Below are 21,731 nucleotides of genomic sequence, written 5' to 3'. Positions count from 1 at the left end.
AACGGCCATTCGTTAATTTTACCCTTGCGCCGCCGCAACGATAAACAACACCCATCCGGCCAAAAAAGCCACGCCGCCCAGCGGCGTGATGGCGCCGAGCTTCCGGATGCCGGTGAGGCTAAGCGCGTACAGGCTGCCGGAGAACAAAACGATCCCCGCAAAAATAAACCAGCCCGCCAGCACCGCCAGGGAAGATTGCTCCGCCATGCCCGCATAAAGACCGATCAGCACAAGGCCAAGCCCGTGGGCCAAATGGTATTGCACCCCCGTCTGGTATGTTTTCTGCTGGCTTTCGTTCAACCGTTCCTTCAGGGCATGCGCTCCGAAAGCGCCAAGCGCTACCGCAAGAAACAGCATGATCCCGCCAAGAATCAGCATCGTGTCCAAGTCATATCACCTCTTAAGCCCATATTACCGATGGCATGGCGCAGGAGTCAATGTTGGGCTCCACCGCGAATTCGGCCGGGAACGTTTTATAGTCTCCGTTTGCCCGAATTATTTGTTAAAATGGTTGAGAAAGGAAACCGGAATACAGGGCAGTTCCAATTTCAACATACACTCCCTCCATGTTGCAAGCGCTTTTATAGATTTGGCGCCGGCTTCGATTGGAATCGAAGGCATCAAAATGGAGGCAAGGAGGAAGGACGGGGATCGATATGGAGATCGTTCATCAGCTCGGGCAAAAATTGAAGCAAAACATCGCTAACGTGATCGTCGGCAAGGAACGCGAGGTCGATCTGCTGCTGACGGCGCTCCTGGCGTCGGGGCATGTGCTGCTGGAGGACGTCCCGGGGACGGGCAAAACGCTGCTGGCCAAAAGCCTGGCGGCGTCGCTCAGCCTCAGCTTTCAGCGGATTCAGTTCACGCCGGATTTGCTCCCTTCGGATTTGACGGGAATTCATTATTTCAATCAAAAGGACGGGGAATTCCACTTCCGGCCCGGGCCGCTGTTCGCCCGCATCGTGCTGGCCGACGAGATCAACCGCGCCACGCCCCGGACGCAGTCCAGCCTGCTGGAATGCATGGAGGAGCGGCAGATCAGCATCGAAGGGCGCACGATGCCGCTGGAAAGCCCGTTTATGGTGCTTGCGACGCAAAACCCGGTGGACAACCAAGGGACCTTTCCGCTTCCCGAAGCCCAGATGGACCGCTTTTTGATCCGGATGAAGCTGGGATATCCATCGTCGGCGGAGGGCGTCGAAATTTTAAAAAGAACGGCGGCCGCCGCGGGCAGCCTGAAGCCGGGGGAACCTGCGCGGACGGCAACGGCCGAAGAGGTGCTTGAAGCGCAGCGGCTGTGCGGACAGGTCCGGGTGGCCGATGATTTGCTCGGTTATATCGTCGCTTTGGCCGAAGCGACCCGGAGCCATGACGAAACGGCGCTCGGCATCAGCCCGCGCGGGACGCAGGCGCTGCTTCGGGCCGCCCAGGCTTATGCGGCGCTGCAGGGAAGGGACTACGTGCTGCCGGACGACATTAAGCAGCTTTTGCTGCCGGTATGGTCGCACCGGCTGGTGCTGAGAAAGCGGCATGAAGCCGGAAGCCATGCCGAGCGCATTTTGACGGGGATTTTGAACGGCATCCCGGTTCCAAGCGAAAAAGAACTCGAAAGCGGCGTGAAGTAGATGGCGGTGTTATGGCTGTTCCTTGCCTGCGGAGCCGTCATGGTGCTGCAGGGACTTGTTCTCGGGAAATATGCGCTTGGCAAACTCAACTACGACCGCCATTTCAGTACCCGGACATGTTACGCAGGGGACTGGATCGAGATGGTGGAGGTCATCGAAAACAAACGCCGCGTGCCGATCCCTTGGCTGCGGCTCGAAGCGATGCTACCGGCATCGCTCGGATTCAAGCGCAGCAAGGAAACGTGGGTCAGCGAAGGCGAGATTTACCAAAACCATACGAGCTTTTTCTCGCTGCCCGCCCGAACGCGGATTACCCGGACGCACCAGATTCAGTGCCGTGGACGGGGCATCTTCCGCATGGATACGGCAACGATGACCGGCAGCGATTTGTTTGCGATGTATACGCCGTCCCTGAAAGTGAACTTGAACAAACGGCTGGTGGTTTACCCGTCGCTGCGCAGGGACGAAGAGCTGCCGTCTTCCTGGAAAACCTGGCAGGGCGAGCTGGCCGTCCGCCGCTGGATCGTCGAGGATCCGTTTCTGTATACGGGAGTCCGAAGTTACGCGCCGGGAGACGCGATGAATCGCATCCACTGGAAAGCCAGCGCCAGAAGCGGAGAACTCCAGGTACATCAGCACGGCCACTCGGCCGATCCGAAGGCGATGATTCTTCTCAATATCGAGGTGTCGGAGCAGATGTGGAACGTGGTGACCAAACCTGAGGTCATCGAAGATGCGTTGTCCTATGCGGCGACTTGCGCCGCGGCGCTCATCCGCCAGGGGATGGCTGCCGGGTTTGCGAGCAACGCCTGTCTTTCGCCCCATGCCGACGCCAGCCGGTCGGAGCTGATGCCGGATTACGGCCAAGCGCACCTGGAGGCCGTGCTGGAGGCGATGGCCGCCGTCGAGATGAAAGTCCAAATGCCGTTTCACGAGCTTCTCCGGCTTGAAGCCGAAGCGGAGAGGACGGATGCGATCGACTACTTCCTTGTCACGCCCCATGTCTCCCCCGCGATCCGGGACGCCGTTCGGAAGTTGGAGCAGCGGGGCCATCGCGTATCGATCGCCGATGTATACGATGGGACCAAGGAGGCGGGGGCATGATGAAGCAAGAGAAAGGCACGGCCATGCGGCGCGTGCTGTCCGTGCTCGGGAATTCGCTCCTTGAGACGGCGGCCTGTTATCCGTTTTTGCTGCTTTACATGGCGTTTGCGATGGATCTCGTTCCCGGCTGGCTGCTGCCGCTTATTTGGCTGCTGCATGCTGCGGGGACGCTGACGGGCATCCGGCAGGCCCGGGGAGGAAAAGCGCTGCTGCCTGGAGCGGCCCTGATCGCCGCCGCCTTGATTCCGCTGGCGGCAACCGGCCTTCGGGCGGGCGTTCTGGCGGCGCTCGTTTCGTTCATCGCCGTGTTTCGCGGACTCGTCGTCGGCCGCAAGGAACTGTGGCGGGAAATCGATCTGAAGCTTCCGTTGGCCGGGCTTGGGGCCGCTTTGATCGTGTACGGCTTTTCCTCCAGGGTGGGCGCCCTTGAGCCGTACCGCATCTCGCTTTATTTCATGAGCCTGTTTACGTTGTTTGCCGTTCTGCTCCGCTGGAACGGAGATCGCGTCCGCGATGCCTCCAACGCGCAGGAGACCGACCGTCAGCTTCTCCGCCGGATTGTGGCCAGAAACCGCCGGATGACGTGGCTGACCATTGCCGTTATCGCGCTGCTAAGCTTATGGAACGGTCTCGGCGAGGGACTGGCTTATGCCAGGCGTTGGCTGGCCGAGTGGCTGCGCGGCTTGGGCGGCGGGGAGAAGCCGCAAGCGGTGCAGGAACCGCCGGCTCAACCCCAGCAGCCCGATCTTGGGCTTCCTCCAGCGTCCCCCACGCCGCATTGGGTACAGGTCGCAAGCCAGCTCCTGTTTTACCTGCTGGCAGCAGCCGTGGCGCTCGTCCTGTTGTTCCTGTTATACCGTCTGCTGCGGCGCTGGCTTCCGGAAAGCCTTCGCGCCTGGCTGGCCCGGCTGGCGCAGCGGCTGCGGCTGATGCGCGAGATCCGGCGGACGACGCTGGATGAAGGGGATTACGTCGACGAGGTGGAGAAAATAGAACCCGTGCAGAAGCGGCCCGGAAGGCGGTGGAGAAGGCGTAACGACGATGCAGCTGGGGCCGGGAGCGGGGACCCGCGCCGGGCTTACGCCAACCTGATCCGCCGTGCCGTCAAGCAGGGGTATGCTTTCCGCCCAAGCCTTACCCCGTCCGAAAACGCGGATCTGATCTCCGCCAAAACCGAATATACCCATCTCGCTCCCCATGAGGTGGAGCAGGTGGTCAGACGTTATAACCAGGTCCGGTACGGGGCTGGCACGAAGCCGGAGGATGGTTCAAAACGATAGTCCGTGTATATCCAATGATTTTAAACCGCCATGTACGGGAAATGGCCCGATTCGGATGCGTCCGAGTCGGGTTTCTTGCTGATGCTTGAAAAGGAAAGCTCCGGCAGGCAAACCCCTTTTCAACATGGAAGCCGATTGTCTTCAACCCGTCATTCCTCGAAACGCCCGTGCGAAGGTTCGGTTTTTGGGGTAAGCTGAGGGTAGGAACGCCTTATGACCTAGATGCCTCAACGGGGGCTTCATAGTCACTAGGGCAGAGAACGTAGGAGGCTGACGGCTTGAAGTTCGCACCGTTTTTTCAGCATTATAAGCAGGCGATCGGATCGCTGCCATCCGGACGGAGCCTGGGGAAAGAGGATCTGCTGACGGATGTTTTTCTCATGGCGACGGAGGGGCAGCTCGAAATGTTTTACGCACCCCATAACGAATGCCTGAACCGTTCCGCGCGAATCGTCATCATCGGGATTACGCCCGGCTGGACGCAAATGAAGACGGCGTTTCAAGCGGCGCGGACGGCCCTCGCCGAAGGTCTGCCGGACGAAGAGGTTTGCCGCCGGGCCAAACAGGCTGCCGGGTTTGCAGGTTCGATGCGCAGCCACCTCCAAGACATGCTGGATCGTCTGGGGCTGCCGGAATATTTGCAGATTTCATCCAGCAGCGCGCTTTTTGGGGAGTCCCGGCATTTGCTGCATACGATCTCCTTGCTGCGTTATCCGGTGTTTGCGGAGAAGCGCAATTATACGGGGGCCCACCCCGACATATGGTCTTCGCCGCTGCTCCGGCAGCAGGCTTTATCCGTATGCGAAGAGCTGAAGGAATTGCGTGAAGCGCTGATGATCCCGCTGGGCAGGGCCGTGGAACGGGTTCTTCGGCGGTTCGCGGAACAGGGAAGGATCAGGGAGGAGCATGTTTTATGGGGATTCCCGCATCCTTCAGGGGCCAACGGGCACAGGCACCGCCAGTTTGCGGAAAATGAAGTGCCAATGCGGCGTAGATTATCGTTTTTTTTCGAAGGCCCGGAAGCAGGGATGACCTAGGAAGGAGCAAAAGCGCATGAAAATAGACCGCGTATTAGCCATGACCGTCCTGCTGCTCAACCGGGGGAGGATCAGCGCCAAAGAACTGGCCGATCGGTTTGAAGTATCGACTAAAACCATATATAGGGACATGGATACGCTAAGCCGGGCGGGCATCCCGGTCGCGGCCTATCCGGGGGCGAGCGGCGGATTCGAGCTGATGGAGCATTATACGATCTCGAGACAGCACCTGACCTTCGACGAGATCGCCTCCATTTTTGCAGCCGTCAAAGGCGTCAAGGTTGCCCTCGATGACCGCGCGCTGGACGGGCTGCTGGAAAAGGTAGGGGCGCTGCTTCGCAGGCCCGGTTCCGGGCAGGGCGCGGCTTATTCCGAAAAGCTTTTGTTCGATTTGAACCCTTGGGGCCAAGGAAAAGATGCCCGAGGCAAACTGGGCCTGCTGCGGCAGGCGATGGAACAATCCAGGCGGGTCCGGCTGCAGTACATCAACATGAACGGCACGGACAGCGGACGGGTGGTGGAGCCGGGACGGCTGATTTTAAAAGGGAACGTGTGGTACGTACAAGCCTATTGCCTGCTTCGCGGGGATTTCCGGTCCTTCCGCCTGTCGCGCATTCAGGGCATCGAAGTGCTGGATGAACGGTTCGAACCGCGGGAGCTGCCGCCGCAGGAGCAGTATGATTGGAAGCCCGATTGGTCCGAAGCTGCCGCGGTCGGCGTCACCCTCCGTTTTTCCGCTGCGGTGAGGCACCGGGTTGGAGACGCCTTCGACCATCATCAGGTCCATGTCCTGGAGGACGGAAGCCTGCGCGTGCAGGGGGATTTTCCGCTGGATGAATGGTTTTATGGCATGATCCTCAGCTATGGCGGCCACGTCGTCATTGAGGAACCGGCGCAGGCGGCCGAAGAAGTGGTTCGGCGTGCGGAACATATTTTGCGGCTGTATCGGAACGCGGACACCCTGTTGTCCACTTCGGCCGGGTACAATGGGTGCATCTGATCCAAAGGAGATGTAACCAAACCATGCATGAAACCATGACGCATATGCCTGCCATGACGCTGACAGGGGTCGCCGTTCGGACGTCCAACCTGCGGGAAAGCGGTCCGGAAGCTCAAATACCGTCCTTATGGGAGCGATATTTCGCCAGCGGGCTTCAGCAGAAGCCGGGACTTAAAAATCCGTCTGTTCTATACGCCTTATATACCGACTACGAAAGCGACGTAAACGGGGAGTACACGCTGCTGCTTGGCCATGAGACGGAACGGGCCGTAAGCGGACGGGGAGAAAATTCCGCGGCGGTCCCGGAAGCGGCATACATCAAGTTTACGTCGAAGCGGGGACCGGTACAGCGGGTGGTGATCGAACTGTGGCAGGAGATCTGGGCGTTTTTTCAAAACGCGGAGCTGGAGCGGACGTATTCCGGCGATTTCGAGCGGTATGAGGTACGCGATTTTCATTCGGCGGATGCCGTCGTGGACATTTTTGTGGCTGTCAAAGAATCGCGTTGATGTTATGGCGTGCAGGAAGTCTTGCAGACTTGCCGGGCACGCTTTTTATTTTGCTTTTTTAAAATTTACAATTGTAATAGCTTGGGATATCCGTTATATTTACATTTGTAATAGTTAAACTCCATCGGAAAGGAGGTGAAGAGGATGGAGGCAATGCCGAAAATTTCGGAGTCGGAATGGGAAATCATGAAAATCGTCTGGAAGGAGAACCCGCTGACCGCCGAGCAAATCGCGCACAAGCTGCCGGAAGGCATGGGATGGAGCGATCAGACCGTGAGGACCTTTATCAATCGGCTGGTGAAAAAGAAAGCGCTTGGCTATGAAAAGTCGGGGCGAAGCTACCTGTATTCCCCGCTCATTTCGGAAAAGGAATGCGTGAGGGCGGAAAGCCGGTCTTTTCTCAACCGCGTCTTTAACGGGGCGGCCGGGCTGATGATGACCAATTTTTTGGAAGAAACCCCGCTTTCCGATCAGGAGATCGAACGTTTGCAGCGGATTTTGACGGAAAAGCAGGGAAAAGGTTCGCAGGACGCATCACGGCCAAAACCGTGAAATTTGAAATCAAATGAGGTCATTCCAAATGAGTGTAGCCGAAAGCCTCTTCGGATGGTTCGCCCTATCCACGTTGACGGCAAGTCTCGCCGCTGTGCTGGTCATGGCGGTCCAGCATGTCCTGCGCAGGCGTATTGGCGCCCGTCTAAGGTATGCGTTATGGCTGATCGTTCTGGCCAGGCTGATGCTGCCGGTAGTTCCGGAAAGCCCGGTCAGTTTGTTCAACATGATGCCCGAAGCCGCAGACATAAAAAAGGCTGTTTCCGGGCTTTTGTTTTCGCAGGACGAACCTGCTCCCGAAGCCGAAAACAGCAAACAAAGTACATTGATCCAACCACATTATACAACGAAAGCACGTGACGGGAACATCCCGCAAACCTTCGTGCCGCAAGACTCCCCAAAGAGAGCGGCGGCCGCCGGAACCGAATCGCATCCCATGGTGCGCGTATGGTCCGTCGTTTGGCTGGCGGGCGTTGCAGCCTTTTTATCCTATCATTTGATGTATTTGCTGCGAATGAAGGGGAGGCATAGACATTTCCTTCGCGTCGCCGACCCTGACATCCTGAACGTAGTGGGGGAATGCCGCCGTTTATTTTCGATCAAGCGGGAGGTTTCCGTTTATTCGGGAAGGTCGGTTCGCAGTCCGTACATCACGGGAATCCGGCGTCCTGCCGTTTACCTGCCCGAAGGGTTCGGTCATGAACCGGAAGATGCTGCCCGGCTGAAGCATGTCATCGCGCATGAACTGGCCCATTACAAAAGAAAAGATACGGCCTGGAACATGCTGGGCAGCCTGGTCCTTGCCGTTCATTGGATGAACCCGTTTGCGTGGCTGATCATCCGGAGAATGAAGGCCGACCGCGAGCTGGCATGCGATGCCTGCGTCCTCGAGGCGCTGGGCGAAACGGAGGCCGTGGCCTACGGCATGACGATCATCAGTTTTTTGAAACGTTACTCTTCACGGGGAAGCCAGACTCAGCTGCTGTATTTTAAGGGCTTGACCGGCGAAAAGGACATTGTGAGGAGGATTCGGATGATTCAATCTTTTAAAAAGGGTTCTTATAAATTTTCCATGCTGGCGATCCTGCTTATGCTGCTGATCGGCACCTTAACGCTGACCAACGGAAAGGTAACGGAAGCGGACGGTGCCGAGTGGGTTCATGCCGAAAGGGGCGGGAATGAGGTACTGTTTCCGGAAGAATTTCGCGAATATGATAACCTGGAGAAAGCGGCGCGTATGGCGCCTTTCCCGTTTAAGGTGCCCGCGAAGCTGCCGGAAGGCTATCATTTTGACGCCGTGACGTTTGATTCAAAACCTCACACGTCGTCGGCCGGCTCCGAGATCCGGTTCGATTTCTTAAAAGCGAACGAGACGACGACATTTGGACATATTATCTTGAACATGACGCGCAGCTCCGGTTTGCAGGAAGCCTATGAAAGGATCGCCGAAGGCGAAAAAGGCAACTACGATGAAAAGGCCGGTCTCGTCGTCGAAAAAGAGCCGATTGCGCTCCCGGGCGTAAACGGCCTTAAAATTACTATCCGCATGACCGGGTGGAAAGGGCAGCCGGAGCAGTACTACTACGTCTGGAAGGATCAAGGCGTCACGTATCAAATGGAGTGCTTAGATCGGCTGCCGAGCAGCGACCTAGAGGCGATGATTTCATCCATGAAATCCCCGGATGCGGAGCTGAACCATCGGTATGAAAACAATGACTATCACGGGAAAACCATCAACTTTCTATTTGATACCGAAGATATCCGGCGGGCGCAAAAACTGATCGGTTACAACGCCGTTTTTCCGCGCCGGCTGCCCGGAGGTTTCATCGCCACCGGATCGTATGTTTCGAGAAAAGTAAACTTCAACTATCCGGAAAATCAAGCGGATTCCATGCGGAAGCTGCTTGCAGTAACCTACAACCCGAAGGACCGGGACAAAACGGATAAAGAGAAAAAGACTTCGGGCATTAAGAGCGTCAAATTCACGCAAATGCTGAACGGGCAGATGTACGAGGATATGAAAAAAGGCAATACGGTCTCCTTCACGCGAATCGACGGCGAGCGTAACAAGGTGAAGCTGCAGCCGATTCTCATTGACGGCAGGGAAGTTCTCCGGTCGGACAAATACAAAGTGGACGGTCCGTTAAGCAGCCCGAACGAAACCGATCTGGTCAGCTATTTCTGGTTGGACGAGGGCGTATGCTACCAAGCACAGTTCACGGGCCAGGGTCCGGAGGAACAGAAGATCGTTCAATATTTGATGGAACGGAAATAAGCAAGAGTAAGCGACGCACTCCTATATCGATAAAACTTAGCGGCGGCCCTTGAGGCACATTGGATGTCCCGTCAACCATAAAAAGGAAGCCTTGGCGGTTTGACTTCTTCCAAAGCGGGTACTAGTATAGTTGTATGACAATCAAACTATCAAAAGAAGACGAAAAGCGGGCCAAAATTTTCAAGGCGCTGTCGGAAGTAAAACGGATTGAAATGATTCGTTACCTGCGTGCCCACCGCAGCAACAACACCTGCGGGACGATCGGGGAAGCGATGGGAATGGACAAGTCCAACGTGTCGTACCATCTCAAAATTTTATACGAAGCCGACTTGATCGACGTGAGCCGTGCGGGCCAAAATCGGCTCAGCCAACTCAAAGAGGATACGTTTAACGAATTTTTGCCGGGTTTCCTGGACACCTTATGATGGACGGGAAACCCTTATTTCCGGCAGATAGTTTTAAAGTTTTAAAACTATCTGACTCAAGACTGTCAAAGCCATGGAGTTTTGCGCGCCATCTGCTGAAGGTTTTCTTTTGAATGAAGGATCTTATACCATCCTTGAACCACAAAATAAGAACATAGGAGATGTTTCTTTTTCATGAGTCAGCTAATGAATAAATCCATCGTTTTTGTATCCCGTCCGGTCGGCATGCCTTCCATGGACAATTTCGAATTCCGCGAAGCGCCCGTTCAGGCTCCAGCCGAGGGGCAAGTCGTGGTCCGTTCCATCTACCTGTCCGTCGATCCCTACATGCGCGGCCGGATGAGCGATGCCAAATCTTATGTCGAGCCGTATCGTCTGAATGAAGTGATTAGCGGAGGCATCGTCGGGGAGATCGTCGAGTCCAAATCCGATCAGTTCAAGCCGGGAGACAAAGTGATCGGCATGCTGGGCTGGCAGCTGTACAACGTGGTGGACGCGAAGCTTGTCCGCAAGGTCGACGAATCCATCGCGCCGTTGTCCGCTTACTTGAGCGTGCTTGGCCTAACGGGGCTCACCGCCTACTTCGGACTGCTCGACATCGGCCAGCCGAAGGCGGGAGAAACCGTCGTCGTCTCCGGCGCCGCCGGCGCCGTCGGCATGCTTGTCGGCCAAATTGCGAAAATCAAAGGCGCGCGCGCCGTCGGCATCGCCGGAACGGACGAAAAATGCGCTTATCTCGTGAACGAGCTTGGCTTTGACGCTGCGGTCAACTACAAGACGGCGGATTTGGACAAAGCGCTGGCGGAAGCCTGCCCGAACGGCGTGGACGTTTATTTCGACAACGTCGGCGGCCCGGTATCGGACGCGGTCATGAACCTGCTGAACGACTATGCGCGGATTCCGCTTTGCGGCGCCATCTCCTCCTACAACACCACGGACGCGGATGTAGGTCCTCGCATTCAAACGAAAATCATCAAGACCCGCTCGCTGATGAAAGGTTTTGTTCTTGGAGACTATGCTTCCCGGCAGCAGGAAGGAATGGTGGAGCTTGGCAAATGGCTGTCTGAAGGCAAGCTGAAATATGAGGAAACGGTCATCGAAGGGTTCGATCATGTCATTGACGCTTTCCTGAAGTTGTTCGAGGGCGCGAACCTCGGCAAAATGCTCGTTAAAGTAGGGTAAGCTGCGCGTCGTGAGCTCGCGGGATGCGGAGAAAACGGCAAGCGTACCGTTAAAATCGATAAGCTCGCGCGAAGGCCTCTTCCGGAAATCCGGGAGGGGCTTTTTGCATTGGCCGGAGGGCAAACCTGCGATACGTGCTACGTGCTCCCCTTTCCCGGATGCAGGCGGGGGGCTTTTTTTAACGATCGACTTGTGCAGGCACGTCAAATAGGGTTATAGTGAAGACCTGTTCCCATATTTGGGCAGAAAAGAAATCATAGGATAGGGATGTTTCAAACGATGACTGCACAATTTAAAGGCAACAAGATGAACATTGCGCTGTTTGGACTGCTGCTGCTGGCGGCATTGACTCGGCTCCTGCTGCAGTGGTCCTCGGACTATACCTGGACGGAGGGCGTCTGGAACGTGATTCTGATGGCGGCGCTCGTACTGCTGTCTTTCCGGTTCTTGCACGTTTATGCCCGTTATATCCGCATTCAGGACGGCAAGGTCACGATCGCGAATGTTCAAGCAACCCGGACGCTCGAGGTCAAAGACGTGGAGAAGGTACAGATTTACGATCATTGGATCCGAATCATGATGAAGGCCGACCGCGACGTATTTATTCATTTGAAGGATTTGGACGTGCCGGGACGTGTTCCGTTTATGGCTTGGGTAGCGGAACATTTAGATATCGAAAAGGATTAGGGCGGGAGAGTCGCACCTAATCCTTTTTTGCATCCTGCATTGGCTATGAAGCCGCAGGCGCCGCTTTACAGGGGCGTTATGTCTAGGCTCTGATATAAAACAGAAGCTCGCGGCCGTTTTTGACCGGCTCCCGTTCCAGCGTGTAGCCGTGTTTGACGACCTCCTCCGGCACGTTGCGGAATGCCGCGGGGCAATCGGCAATGACTTGCAGCAGCTCCCCTTTTTTCATTCCCTGCAGCGTTTCCAGGGTATAAATGACCGGGTAAGGACACGATTCCCCGCGAAGATCAAGCGTATAATCAATGGACATGATGCGTTTCTCCTTTCTTGAAACCGACGCCGAAGCGGTAATTTTTTTGCCAAAGGACGGCCGTGACGAAGCCCGCCGCCAGCAGGACAAGCGTAAGGATGAGCGCCCAGGCGGGGCCCATGGCTTCGATCAGGTTGACCGGTTTGCCCATCGACACCAGCGCCTTCTGAATGCCGAGATGATCCCATCCGTACGCCAGCGCGGTGGCTCCGGCAATGTTGCCGATAAACACCGGCAGGAACACGACCTGCCCCTCCATCAAACGGTACATCATCCCGGTTTCGCAGCCGCCGGCCATGACGATGCCGATGCCGAACAACAAACCGCCGATCAGCGTGCTTGGCGCCGCTATTTTGGTGACGGGGTCCATCCCGCCGGCGACGATGATGATCAAGGTGACGACCGAGCTGACCGCCATGCCCAGCGTAATCGCTTTGGTCATCGTGGCGCGCCCGCTGATCCACAAATCGCGGAATGCGGAAGTGAAGCAAATTTGCCCTCTTTCAATCAAAATGCCAAAACCCGCGCCGAACAAGGTGGCGGTGCCGAGCATCGTTTTGCCGTCCGCGTAAAAATAGATGATCAGTCCGGCATAAGCCAGCCCGATGAGGCCGCCGATGTAGGGCTGGATTTTTTTGCGTTCCTTGACGATGTGGGCCGTGTTGCCCTTTTGCAGAACCGGCTTGCCCTTCCACCACGACGTGCCGACGATTTTGGCGCCCGCGAAGGTGCCGACGGCCGTCGCCACGATAAACAACCAGGCATGCAGCGAAAACTGCGGCACGCCGGTAAAAAACGCGGCGAGGTTGCAGCCGAGCGCCATGCGCGCCCCGAAGCCGGCCACGAACCCGCCGATCAGCCCCTGCAGCAGGCGGCGCTTTTGGCGGGGCATCCGGATTTTGAAATTGTTGCTGAGCAGCACCATCAGCAGCGCGCCGATGAACATGCCCCAGACGATCCAGCCGTCCGTGCGGGTGAACGTCGTTCCTTCCATATGGACTAGGTTAAAATAGGCCCAGCCCGAAACGTCCACGCCGAACCATTCGAGGATATGTCCTCCCAGACGGGTAAATTCGCCGGTCACGGCCCAGACGGTGCCGGTGATGCCGAAGTACAGCGCGCTCAGCACGCCGGCGATCGCCATCACCAGGTAAGGACTCCAGTATGTATCGATTGCTTTTTTGAACACGATGTTGACTCCTGCCTTCCTCTTGCCGAAATTCTTTTTCTCTTGGATGTTCCCATTTTACATGATTTTTCGGATGATGTGGGCGCTTTTCGCGTTTGCGCGGAATACAAGTCACTGAATGGGAATAGCTCTCTGCCAATCTTATGAACCTCAGGCTGCTTAAAGAAGCGATGAGATGGGAAAACTACAGATTGATGCATTTTCCTCTGCATCGCTGGCGGGTGGGCCGGATTCTCCGCCGGGTGATCTTGTGAGCCGGACGGTCCGGATTCCTGTTAAAGTTTTGTAAATTTTGTAAAAATGCTGCATGAAAAAATGGAAACGGACGCTTTTTATGTTACAATGTTCCCTAGGACATGAAATAAGGAGATGAAAAGCCATGAGCGGCACAATCAACGAGCAGGAGCTTGTGCAGTACATAGCGGCTGAGACGGGCGCTGAGCCCGAGAGCATCAGGGTTGTCCTGAAACATGAAAAGACGTACATCAACACTGCCGAAGCGAATGAACATGGCGAAGTGGAAATCGACAGCGACGATTTGGTCGACTATGTCATGAGCCGCAAAGACGTCAAATTGGATGAAATGACCGTCGAAGCCGTGCTCGATGCCGAGATGGATTATCTGATGGATAAAGGAATTGCCGTGGACGAGGATTAATCGCGGCGTTTTTTCGGAAAATGAAGCCCATGCCCCCTTTTGCCGGGAGGCGGGGCTTTTTCTTTTGCCCAAGGCAGCGCTTGTCGCTAATAGAAAAAAATCTCCCATAATAAAATTATTATTGGAGAAAATCTCTAATCGCTGCTATAATGAATGCGAACAAGGTGGAAAAAAGTTCCGCTTTACTTGCGAGTAGAGCGTTAGGAGATGAAGCCATGAGCGATCATTTTTTCGAGAACATTCGGGGCGGACTGATCGTTTCCTGCCAGGCATTGGAGGATGAGCCGCTTCACGGGAGCGACATGATGGCCAAAATGGCGTTGGCCGCCGACCAGGGCGGGGCGGTATGCATCCGCGCCAACAGCGTTCAGGATATCGCCGCCATCAAGAAGGCAACGAAACTTCCGGTCATCGGCATCATTAAACGGGATTATGAAGACAGCGAGATTTATATTACGCCCACCTTGCGCGAGGTGCGCGAACTGATGGACGTCGGCGTGGACGTCATCGCCCTGGACGCGACGGGCCGATCGAGGCCGGGCGGGGAAACGCTGGAGGAACTGGTAACTTTCATGAAGAGCCATGGACAAAAAGTCATGGCCGATATTTCGACGCTGGAGGAAGCGCTTTATGCCGAATCGATCGGCGTGAGCTGCGTTTCAACGACGCTCTCCGGATACACGCCTTATTCGCCGCGGCAAAAGGACCCGGATTTCAAGCTGCTGCAGGAGGCCGTGCGGCAAATCCGCATTCCGGTGATCGCGGAGGGCAGGATCCATACTCCGGAGCAGGCGGCGTACAGCCTGGAACTCGGGGCCCACGCAGTCGTCGTCGGGTCGGCGATCACGAGGCCGAAGCTGATCACGGAGAGGTTTGCACACGCGATTCGCGACGTGCGTAAAGGACAAGTGCATTAGCGTGCCATCAAACGCGAAAGGATGGGGAAGGATGAAGGTCATCGGCATCGATATCGGCGGAACTTCCATCAAAGGCATGGTCGTGGATCGTACGGGGCGGCTTTTCGATCAGGGGAAAATCGAAACCGATGCCAGGGAGGGCAAGGATCGGATTTTGGCAAACCTGTTGTCGCTTCTGGATCGGCTGCTCGCTCAACATGCCGACATTCAAGGGATCGGAATCGGCACGGCAGGCCGGGTGAACGTCCGGACGGGCGAAGTCGTCTATGCCACCGATAATTTGCCGGGCTGGCAGGGGACGAACCTCAAGGCTTATTTGGAGGATGCCCGCAGCTTGCCGGTATTCGTGGACAATGACGTCAATGCGGCGCTTGCCGGCGAGGTCTGGCTCGGAGCGGGAAAAGATTTGGACGACGTGTCCATGCTGACGCTCGGAACAGGCGTCGGAGGAGCCAACATGGTCGGCGGCCGGCTGTATCGGGGGGCGCGCTGGAACGGAGGCGAGTTTGGGCACACTATTCTGATGCCGGGAGGACGTCCCTGCAATTGCGGCGTGCAAGGGTGCATGGAGCAGTATCTGTCCGGAACCGCCCTGATGCGGCTGGCGAGCGAAGCCGCGGGCAAATCCTACGCGTCTGGGATGGAAGTGCTGGATGACTACGTTAAAGGCGACCCCCAGGTGATCGACGTCATGAGGCATTTTGCGGAACATTTGGCCATTGCGGTCAACCATCTTCACTTAGGCTTGAATCCGCAGGCAGTCATTCTAGGCGGGGGGCTGATCGACTCCAAGCAGCTCTGGTGGCCTTTGCTGTTGGAAGCGATGGCGGACCTGAAGCTGGACGCGGATGTGCGCCCTGCACAGCTGGGCAATGAGGCGGGTGCCGTCGGCGCGGCCGGGTTGATTTTGGACCAACTGCAGGCAGAATGACGGTTAATCTTATATGAAACGGCGTTATTGGGTATCTTACGCGTAAGACCAAAAGGGCAGCTTTTGAAGCTGTTCTTTTTTGTGGGGATTATATTTTGCTTTTGGCGCTTCGATTAGCGCTTTCATCCCGGAACTTTAGTTATCACGAAAATAGTTTGTATACATAAGGCTCTGAACGCAAAGAGTCGCCGGAAACGCTGCAAAGTCTGAGGCAGTTCTTCGATGAGATGTCGCTGGCGGTCGCGCGTTCGGAGTCTCCTGCACGGGTTCGTGTCCCGGAGATCCCGTCCTCTCCCTCTTTTCGTGATGCACTGATGGAGCTGCAACATGCTCTGCAGGTAGGGGAAGGCACCGCGCCGTTGAAATAAGCTTATGTAACGCAGTATTTTAGATATGTTAGAGGGGCAGCAGACCTCTCACGATAAAAACAAGCCTCGGACAATTCCGAGGCTGTTTTGAATCATGCGGAATTTGCAGGCGAAGCTGATCATGCCTTTCGGTTACCGGCCAAGAAAATCTTAGGCAAATCCCGGTTCATTTTTTTGTAGTAGGATCAATTTCAATGAGAGTTCCTTCTTTTTAACCTTATCTGTGATTTCGAATTTCACAAAATATTGATGATTTACAGTAATGAGCTTGCTTACCCCTTTAGGGATCATAACGCGAGACGAGTCCCGCATTTTCGTCTGCACACGCAGCGGCCTCAACCCCGATCATATCATTGAACCGGCCTTCCTCAGCAAAATCCATGCAGATGCCGAACATTTCCCCGCCCTCTTTCAACGCGCCCAGCTTCATGGCCGTTTTCGTCTTGGGCGCACTCCTGCCAAAATGCCGGGATCTCCCTCAAATTGCTTTCATCCTGCGTAGCAACTTCGCGAATTTTTCCCGTTACGGTAAAAGCGTCTTTTTTCAATGATCCGAAATTCCATGCGAAAGCCCTCGATCAAAGCATTGGGTTCCAGCCGCCAGTTCGCTCAAATCCGGCCAAGTTATGATGTATGCATTCGTGTTTGAACTGAAGTATTCCTTCCTGGGCCAAACCGCGAAAAAACGACCATTTTGATGGAATTTGGCGAGCGTTGTTCTGATTTGTACGACGCTTTTCAAGCCGCGAAAGATTTAAAATATCCGGTCAAGTATCATGGCTGCAGAAAAGAGAAGCGTCGTAATGGCGTAATGCCGCCAATGAGTGCGGCCGAAAAGAATACGCCCGTTCATCCAGCGTGACAGCAAAATCATAATCAGACATCCGATAAACCATCGATAGGCAAGCGGGTATAGAGCGTGATAAAGAGCCAGGATCGCCAGAATCAGATGGCATAGCAGGAAGAAGAGCGCAGAACACCAGGCTGCGGCACTGCCAAAACCGCTGCAGGAAACCGGCCTCCGGTAGAGAAGAACAATAGAGGCAGCCAAGCTTACCAGACTGTAAACAAACAGAATAACGCTGAGAACCATGTAGAGAAAACCTCCTTCGTTTTACATATTTGAAGCAGTTATCGCCAAAAGAAGTAAACAATACGGGGTTGACCCCGTGTCAAACTGAATTATGATTCATGGCAGGGAGGGGAAGAATCATGCGGATTGGTGAATTCGTGGTTCAAGCGGGAACGACCAAAGATACGGTTAGGCATTACGAGGACTTGAAGCTGATCGAGTCGTTAAGACCTGATGGGAGGAGAGAGTATACGGAGAGGCACTTAGAAGACTTTAGTGTCATTCAAGAATTAAAAAGCTATGGTCTGGCCTTGAGTGACATTCAGGCTGTGTTTGAATGGAAACGTCATGGTGGCTGCGGCAGCGAAGAATTGATCCTTTTCGCAGAGAAGGTGCTGGAAAGGCAGCTTACCCTCCTTCAGGAAAAGGAGGCAAGATTAAGGGAGAGCCGCCAGAAGCTAGAGGAAACTTTGCGGGAGGTGAAAAAAGCGAAGCGGCTATTCCCGTGACGGATTACCCATTGAAGCTCCGGGCCAGCGCCTCGAAAAAAAGCCGGGCAACGGGGGGAAGAGGCTCCTTGCGGGTATATGCGGAGATCGGGTTGCCCAGCTTGGCATCCTGCACCTGGACCTTGGCCAAGCGTCCCTCCGTTATAAACGATTCGATTTCGAGGGAAGAGAGAAGGGCCGTGCCGTAGCCTTCCATCACGACGCGCAGGGTCTCATGCAGCCCGTTCATCCGCAGCCCGACCGCCGGGGCTGGCAGGCCGCGGACGCTGCACAGCGCCAGAAGCTGCTCCCGGGAGAAGCTTCCCTCTTCGCGGTAAATGAAAGGCTCCCGGAGCATCTCGGCGAGCGGGACATCCTTGCCGGCCAGAGGATGTTCCGGGTGGACGACAAAACACATGTCGTCCTCGAGAAGCGCCGTTTTGTAGAGCTGCGGATGTTCCCCGCGAATGCCGCCGACGACGGCGATGTCCGCTTTGTAATGGAGCAGGAGCTCGAGCGCCCGGGCGGAGTTGGTCGTCGTCCATTCCAGCTCCACGGCGGGGTGCCGTTTTTTAAATTCTGCAACGAGCCTTGGCAGCAAAAAGTTGGCCGGCAAATACGTCGCCGAAAGATGCAATTTGCCTTCTTTGCCTTCTTTTATTCCTTCGAGACGTTCCTCGATCGACCGTTCCAGGTCAAACAGCCTTTGCGCTTCGGAAGCCAGCATTCGCCCGGCATCGGTCAAGGCCACGCCGCGGCCCTGGGGAATCCACAGCCGCATGCCAAGCTCCTGCTCAAGCCTTTTGATTTGTGCCGTTACCGCCGGTTGGCTGACTCGAAGCAACTCGGAAGCAAGCGTCACGCTGCCGGTTTCGGCCACTTTGCTAAAAAACCTCAGGGCATGTAAGTTCATCGGGGTTCCCGTCCTTTCCTGCAGTTTGGGTGGTCAATTCATAACAAAATATTATGAAAACGTAAATATAATATATTAGATTTATGGGACGTTTCTGCTTATTCTAATCCTGAGAAGGGCTTGGGGCAAGGGTATCTTGGAGCCAAAGCCCAAAACGGAGAGGATGAACCGGCAAATGAAACTGGAATGCGTTCACTGCGGCCAAACGCGGAATTGGCAGCAATTCATCATCAAATGCCCATGCGGCGGCAGGCTGGAGGTCAAGCAGGACGTGACCGGGCTGGACGGGGAGAAGCTGAAGGGGATTTTCCGGGAACGGTTAGGGGAACGGATGTCGGTATACGCAAGCGGCGTATGGCGGTATAAGGAGCTGATTTTTCCGGAACTCCCCGAGGACCGGATCGTGACGAAATACGAGGGGAATACCGGCCTGTACGCGCCGGAAACGATCCGAAAAAGCCTGGGGATTCGCGGGCTGTACTTCAAAGCCCAAAGCGAGAACCCCAGTGGTTCTTTTAAAGACAACGGAATGACCGTCGCGGTTTCCCATGGCCGGCATCTCGGATATACGCGATTTGCCTGCTCGTCGACCGGCAACACGTCGGCGTCGCTGGCCATGTATGCCGCCATGGGGGAAAGCTCTTCGTACGTATTCGTGCCGGAAAGCGGCATTTCCCAAAATAAGGTGCTGCAAACGTTGGCGTATGGGGCGAGGGTGATCCGTTTTGACGGCACGTATGATGACGGCATTGCTTTTTTGGAGCGGCATGCCAAGGATTTGGGGCTGTATGTCTGCAATTCGATCAATCCGTTCCGGATCGCAGGCCAGAAAAGCATCATCTATGAAGCGGCCCAATATTTGAATTGGGAGCTGCCGGACTGGATCGTCGTGCCCGGCGGCGCGCTCAGCAACGTCACCGCGATCGGCAAAGGGATCGAGGACTTGTGGACGCTCGGGATGATCCCGAAGCGCCCAAGGATCGCGCTGGTTCAGGCCGAAGGGGCGAGCCCCTTTCATAAGATGATGGCGGCGGGGGCCGAGGAGCTGCGCCCCGAACCTCAGCCGCAGACGGTCGCTTCCGCGCTGAATATCGGGAACCCGCCAAGCTGGAAGGCTGCGCGCCGCGTATTGGAATTTTGCCGGGGCGTTACCTGCAGCGTGACGGACGAGGAGATTTTGGCGTCGAAGCAAATCATCGACCGGAGCGGGATCGGCTGCGAACCGGCGTCGGCCGCTTCCTTGGCGGGCCTCCGCAAGCTTATGGCGGAGAAGGTCATCGACAAGGAGGAGACGGCGCTGTGCATATTGACGGGCAACCTGCTCAAGGATACGCAGGTGCTGTCCGGGATGATGGAACATGAAAGAATGGTAAGATCGGATCTGACGGTGAAAGGGACGGAAAGATGGTTGTGACGGAGGCTGAACACCGCGTATAATCAAATTAATTTGGGGGCGGTTTGCCAAAAAAGCAAATCATTTTGCTTTTGATGGCAGAGTCCTAATATCAGAGGGGTTCCTGGAATCCCGACAGGAGGTTATTGAAGTGTCTCAAAAACGATATGGAAGCAACGCGCAAACGGAAGCGGTTTTCGAAAAAAACTACAGGCAGCGTGATGCGCACGTCATAGCAGAGGTGTTTTCGATCTTTGAATAATCAAAGATATTCGCGATATGTGTTTACGTGACGCACCGCCTGCCGGAAGGGCGGAGTCTGTCTTGAATTTTAAATCTGCGTCACAAATTTATGTGTTTATGAGTTTTATGATGGCATTGGGCAACAGCATCATGTTTACGACCAGCGGGATTTACCATGTCGCGTCTTTGGGGCTAAACCCGTTCGAATTGGTGCTGATGGGGACGATTCTGGAGTTGACCGTGCTCATTTTCGAGGGCATTACCGGGGTGGTGGCTGACACGTACAGCCGCAAGGTCTCCGTCATCATCGGCATGTTCATTCTTGGCGCCGGTTTTGCCGTGGAAGGGAGCATTCTGTGGCTTCATGGCCTTGTTTCGGTCATTTCCGTTTTTGCTTGGGTGGTCATCTCGCAATTGCTGTTCGGGATCGGCTGGACGTTCGTCAGCGGCGCCAACACCGCTTGGATGGTGGACGAAGCAGGCGAGGAGCGCGCGGGGACCATATTGATGAAGTCGCAGCGCATGTCGCTGGTCGCTTCGCTTATGGGCATCGCATGCAGCGTAGGCCTGTCCACGGCCTCTCCGAACTTGACGTTTTTGGCCGGGGGCTTCCTGTATGCCGCGCTCGGGGTCGCCCTCGTCTTTTGGATGAAGGAAACCAAATTCATGCGAAAACAGCATGCCCTCCAAGAGTCCCATTTCAAACGAATGTTAGGCACTTGGCTTGAAGGGGCCGGCGTAGTGCGCAGGCAGCCGCTGCTCCTGGCGATGGTGGCGGTAACCCTGCTCGGCGGCGCGGCTTCGGAGGGATACGACCGGTTGTGGCAGAGCCTTCTGATCACCGGCATCGGATTGCCGGATCTGCCTGTGTCGCTGGCCGCCTGGTTCGGCATCGTGTCCGCGGCGGCAACGCTGCTCGGATTGGCCGGGGTTCGCCTGGCCGAGAAAAAAATGGACATGGCAAGCCGGCGCATGGTATCGGTCGCGATGTTTTGGTTCACCCTGATCCGCGTAGCGGCGATCCTGTCTCTGGCAGCCGCAACGAATTTCGTTTGGGCGCTCCTATCGGTGCTCGTCGTTAGCGCGGCGCGTTCGGTTAGCGAGCCCGTATACGATACATGGCTGAACATGAACCTGGAAAGCAAAACGCGCGCTACCGTGCTGTCCATGGTCAGCCAATCCGACGCGCTCGGCCAAACCGCGGGCGGCCCCGTGGTCGGATGGATCGGCAGCCGGTTGTCCGTGCGGGCTTCGGTTTTGACCGCGGGCGTGCTGCTGCTCCCGGTTTTGGGCGTCTTCGGACGCATGGCCCGCCGCAAGAAAAGCCATCAACAAAACCAAAGCTAAAATTTTTCAATATTTTTACAATCGGGTAACTTTTTTCGGTTTAAAGCCGTCCTGTTAACAGGATGGCTTTTTTGATGGGCCAAATGGAAGATAAATCAACCTGAATTTCGAAAGCCCATAATGGTGGCCAGTTTGTAGCAGGATTAGTAGGCAACAACTGTAATAAACAGGGAAATACCCAGTGGATTACGCGACGATTCTGAAAAGAGGGTAGTCTTTCCCCCTC

24 protein-coding genes are annotated in these 21,731 nt (G+C 55.6%); 17 read left to right on the top strand and 7 right to left on the bottom strand.

The features are described 5' to 3' along the window. Positions 1-18: 18 nt before the first annotated feature. On the bottom strand, positions 19-387 hold the full coding sequence (locus tag KI367_RS18395) for a DUF423 domain-containing protein (protein ID WP_036706160.1): 369 nt from the start codon (positions 385-387) through the stop codon (positions 19-21). A gap of 269 nt (positions 388-656) precedes the next feature. Here KI367_RS18395 and KI367_RS18390 point away from each other — a divergent pair, with 269 nt between their 5' ends. From KI367_RS18390 to KI367_RS18340, 11 genes are all read left to right on the top strand, one after another. After that, positions 657-1,625, top strand: a complete 969-nt coding sequence (locus KI367_RS18390; RefSeq protein ID WP_212951434.1) for an AAA family ATPase — start codon at positions 657-659, stop codon at positions 1,623-1,625. Continuing rightward, on the top strand, positions 1,626-2,729 hold the full coding sequence (locus KI367_RS18385; protein WP_052146717.1) for a DUF58 domain-containing protein: 1,104 nt from the start codon (positions 1,626-1,628) through the stop codon (positions 2,727-2,729). After that, on the top strand, positions 2,726-4,009 hold the full coding sequence (locus tag KI367_RS18380; RefSeq protein ID WP_036706162.1) for a DUF4129 domain-containing protein: 1,284 nt from the start codon (positions 2,726-2,728) through the stop codon (positions 4,007-4,009). The genes KI367_RS18385 and KI367_RS18380 overlap by 4 nt, the downstream gene beginning before the upstream one ends. Before the next feature lie 278 nt (positions 4,010-4,287). Beyond that, on the top strand, positions 4,288-5,046 hold the full coding sequence (locus KI367_RS18375) for a hypothetical protein (RefSeq protein ID WP_212951433.1): 759 nt from the start codon (positions 4,288-4,290) through the stop codon (positions 5,044-5,046). Positions 5,047-5,062: 16 nt separating this feature from the next. Continuing rightward, a complete protein-coding gene (locus KI367_RS18370; RefSeq protein WP_212951431.1) occupies positions 5,063-6,046 on the top strand; it encodes a helix-turn-helix transcriptional regulator in 984 nt (327 codons plus the stop codon). A 23-nt stretch (positions 6,047-6,069) separates the two neighbouring features. After that, the gene (locus KI367_RS18365; protein ID WP_212951429.1) at positions 6,070-6,555 is read left to right on the top strand and encodes a GyrI-like domain-containing protein; all 486 of its coding nucleotides are present in this window, start codon (positions 6,070-6,072) and stop codon (positions 6,553-6,555) included. 144 nt (positions 6,556-6,699) lie between these two features. Beyond that, the gene (locus KI367_RS18360; RefSeq protein WP_212951427.1) at positions 6,700-7,107 is read left to right on the top strand and encodes a BlaI/MecI/CopY family transcriptional regulator; all 408 of its coding nucleotides are present in this window, start codon (positions 6,700-6,702) and stop codon (positions 7,105-7,107) included. A gap of 28 nt (positions 7,108-7,135) precedes the next feature. After that, positions 7,136-9,382 (top strand): M56 family metallopeptidase, encoded by a 2,247-nt coding sequence (locus KI367_RS18355; RefSeq protein ID WP_212951425.1) that lies wholly within the window; start codon positions 7,136-7,138, stop codon positions 9,380-9,382. A gap of 134 nt (positions 9,383-9,516) precedes the next feature. Continuing rightward, positions 9,517-9,807 (top strand): ArsR/SmtB family transcription factor, encoded by a 291-nt coding sequence (locus KI367_RS18350; RefSeq protein WP_036706172.1) that lies wholly within the window; start codon positions 9,517-9,519, stop codon positions 9,805-9,807. A 174-nt stretch (positions 9,808-9,981) separates the two neighbouring features. After that, positions 9,982-10,989 (top strand): NADP-dependent oxidoreductase, encoded by a 1,008-nt coding sequence (locus tag KI367_RS18345; RefSeq protein WP_246537071.1) that lies wholly within the window; start codon positions 9,982-9,984, stop codon positions 10,987-10,989. 279 nt (positions 10,990-11,268) lie between these two features. Next, complete coding sequence (locus tag KI367_RS18340; RefSeq protein ID WP_156124472.1) at positions 11,269-11,676, top strand: hypothetical protein; 408 nt, start codon at positions 11,269-11,271, stop codon at positions 11,674-11,676. Positions 11,677-11,758: 82 nt separating this feature from the next. Here the strand turns inward: KI367_RS18340 and yedF are convergent, their stop codons facing one another. Then, entirely contained in the window at positions 11,759-11,986 is a 228-nt protein-coding gene (gene yedF, locus KI367_RS18335; protein ID WP_036706176.1) for a sulfurtransferase-like selenium metabolism protein YedF, read from the bottom strand. Further along, a complete protein-coding gene (gene yedE, locus KI367_RS18330; protein WP_246537084.1) occupies positions 11,976-13,130 on the bottom strand; it encodes a selenium metabolism membrane protein YedE/FdhT in 1,155 nt (384 codons plus the stop codon). The genes yedF and yedE overlap by 11 nt, the downstream gene beginning before the upstream one ends. 424 nt (positions 13,131-13,554) lie before the next feature. Between yedE and KI367_RS18325 the strand changes: the two genes are divergently transcribed. From KI367_RS18325 to KI367_RS18315, 3 genes are all read left to right on the top strand, one after another. Continuing rightward, the gene (locus KI367_RS18325; protein WP_036706178.1) at positions 13,555-13,833 is read left to right on the top strand and encodes a hypothetical protein; all 279 of its coding nucleotides are present in this window, start codon (positions 13,555-13,557) and stop codon (positions 13,831-13,833) included. A 215-nt stretch (positions 13,834-14,048) separates the two neighbouring features. Further along, positions 14,049-14,750, top strand: a complete 702-nt coding sequence (locus tag KI367_RS18320; protein ID WP_036706181.1) for an N-acetylmannosamine-6-phosphate 2-epimerase — start codon at positions 14,049-14,051, stop codon at positions 14,748-14,750. Positions 14,751-14,781: 31 nt separating this feature from the next. Next, positions 14,782-15,681 (top strand): ROK family protein, encoded by a 900-nt coding sequence (locus KI367_RS18315; protein WP_212951423.1) that lies wholly within the window; start codon positions 14,782-14,784, stop codon positions 15,679-15,681. 648 nt (positions 15,682-16,329) lie between these two features. Here KI367_RS18315 and KI367_RS18310 read toward each other — a convergent pair. After that, positions 16,330-16,479: a hypothetical protein gene (locus KI367_RS18310; protein ID WP_212951422.1), complete on the bottom strand. Its 150-nt coding sequence runs from the start codon at positions 16,477-16,479 to the stop codon at positions 16,330-16,332. Positions 16,480-16,803: 324 nt separating this feature from the next. Then, entirely contained in the window at positions 16,804-17,142 is a 339-nt protein-coding gene (locus tag KI367_RS18305) for a hypothetical protein (RefSeq protein ID WP_036706183.1), read from the bottom strand. 119 nt (positions 17,143-17,261) lie between these two features. Between KI367_RS18305 and KI367_RS18300 the strand changes: the two genes are divergently transcribed. Further along, positions 17,262-17,630, top strand: coding sequence for a MerR family transcriptional regulator (locus tag KI367_RS18300; protein WP_212951420.1), 369 nt, complete (start codon positions 17,262-17,264; stop codon positions 17,628-17,630). A 4-nt stretch (positions 17,631-17,634) separates the two neighbouring features. On the opposite strand, the gene KI367_RS18295 is transcribed toward KI367_RS18300, so the two are convergent. Further along, a complete protein-coding gene (locus KI367_RS18295) occupies positions 17,635-18,522 on the bottom strand; it encodes a LysR family transcriptional regulator (RefSeq protein WP_212951418.1) in 888 nt (295 codons plus the stop codon). A gap of 175 nt (positions 18,523-18,697) precedes the next feature. On the opposite strand from KI367_RS18295, the gene thrC reads away from it, so the two are divergent. Together thrC and KI367_RS18285 are read left to right on the top strand one after the other, a co-directional pair. Continuing rightward, on the top strand, positions 18,698-19,936 hold the full coding sequence (thrC, locus tag KI367_RS18290) for a threonine synthase (RefSeq protein ID WP_212951416.1): 1,239 nt from the start codon (positions 18,698-18,700) through the stop codon (positions 19,934-19,936). 303 nt (positions 19,937-20,239) lie between these two features. Then, the gene (locus KI367_RS18285) at positions 20,240-21,505 is read left to right on the top strand and encodes an MFS transporter (protein WP_246537070.1); all 1,266 of its coding nucleotides are present in this window, start codon (positions 20,240-20,242) and stop codon (positions 21,503-21,505) included. A gap of 40 nt (positions 21,506-21,545) precedes the next feature. Here the strand turns inward: KI367_RS18285 and KI367_RS18280 are convergent. Further along, on the bottom strand, positions 21,546-21,731 hold a 186-nt coding region (locus KI367_RS18280; protein ID WP_212951412.1), incomplete at its 5' end, for a hypothetical protein.

The sequence above is a fragment of the Paenibacillus cookii genome (assembly GCF_018333375.1).
Taxonomy (GTDB): Bacteria; Bacillota; Bacilli; order Paenibacillales; family Paenibacillaceae; genus Paenibacillus_AQ; species Paenibacillus_AQ cookii.
This window is presented reverse-complemented; position numbering and strand designations above follow the sequence as displayed.

Bases quoted from the DNA above. Each gene is read 5' to 3' on its own strand.
- KI367_RS18355 (WP_212951425.1), top strand. From the start codon at position 7,136: ATGAGTGTAGCCGAAAGCCTCTTCGGATGGTTCGCCCTATCCACGTTG.
- KI367_RS18295 (WP_212951418.1), bottom strand. From the start codon at position 18,522: ATGAACTTACATGCCCTGAGGTTTTTTAGCAAAGTGGCCGAAACCGGC.
- KI367_RS18385 (WP_052146717.1), top strand. From the start codon at position 1,626: ATGGCGGTGTTATGGCTGTTCCTTGCCTGCGGAGCCGTCATGGTGCTG.
- KI367_RS18365 (WP_212951429.1), top strand. From the start codon at position 6,070: ATGCATGAAACCATGACGCATATGCCTGCCATGACGCTGACAGGGGTC.
- KI367_RS18350 (WP_036706172.1), top strand. From the start codon at position 9,517: ATGACAATCAAACTATCAAAAGAAGACGAAAAGCGGGCCAAAATTTTC.
- KI367_RS18315 (WP_212951423.1), top strand. From the start codon at position 14,782: ATGAAGGTCATCGGCATCGATATCGGCGGAACTTCCATCAAAGGCATG.
- KI367_RS18370 (WP_212951431.1), top strand. From the start codon at position 5,063: ATGAAAATAGACCGCGTATTAGCCATGACCGTCCTGCTGCTCAACCGG.
- yedE (WP_246537084.1), bottom strand. From the start codon at position 13,130: ATGGCGATCGCCGGCGTGCTGAGCGCGCTGTACTTCGGCATCACCGGC.
- KI367_RS18305 (WP_036706183.1), bottom strand. From the start codon at position 17,142: ATGGTTCTCAGCGTTATTCTGTTTGTTTACAGTCTGGTAAGCTTGGCT.
- KI367_RS18340 (WP_156124472.1), top strand. From the start codon at position 11,269: ATGACTGCACAATTTAAAGGCAACAAGATGAACATTGCGCTGTTTGGA.
- KI367_RS18380 (WP_036706162.1), top strand. From the start codon at position 2,726: ATGATGAAGCAAGAGAAAGGCACGGCCATGCGGCGCGTGCTGTCCGTG.
- yedF (WP_036706176.1), bottom strand. From the start codon at position 11,986: ATGTCCATTGATTATACGCTTGATCTTCGCGGGGAATCGTGTCCTTAC.
- KI367_RS18320 (WP_036706181.1), top strand. From the start codon at position 14,049: ATGAGCGATCATTTTTTCGAGAACATTCGGGGCGGACTGATCGTTTCC.
- KI367_RS18360 (WP_212951427.1), top strand. From the start codon at position 6,700: ATGGAGGCAATGCCGAAAATTTCGGAGTCGGAATGGGAAATCATGAAA.
- thrC (WP_212951416.1), top strand. From the start codon at position 18,698: ATGAAACTGGAATGCGTTCACTGCGGCCAAACGCGGAATTGGCAGCAA.
- KI367_RS18325 (WP_036706178.1), top strand. From the start codon at position 13,555: ATGAGCGGCACAATCAACGAGCAGGAGCTTGTGCAGTACATAGCGGCT.
- KI367_RS18345 (WP_246537071.1), top strand. From the start codon at position 9,982: ATGAGTCAGCTAATGAATAAATCCATCGTTTTTGTATCCCGTCCGGTC.
- KI367_RS18300 (WP_212951420.1), top strand. From the start codon at position 17,262: ATGCGGATTGGTGAATTCGTGGTTCAAGCGGGAACGACCAAAGATACG.
- KI367_RS18390 (WP_212951434.1), top strand. From the start codon at position 657: ATGGAGATCGTTCATCAGCTCGGGCAAAAATTGAAGCAAAACATCGCT.
- KI367_RS18310 (WP_212951422.1), bottom strand. From the start codon at position 16,479: ATGAAGCTGGGCGCGTTGAAAGAGGGCGGGGAAATGTTCGGCATCTGC.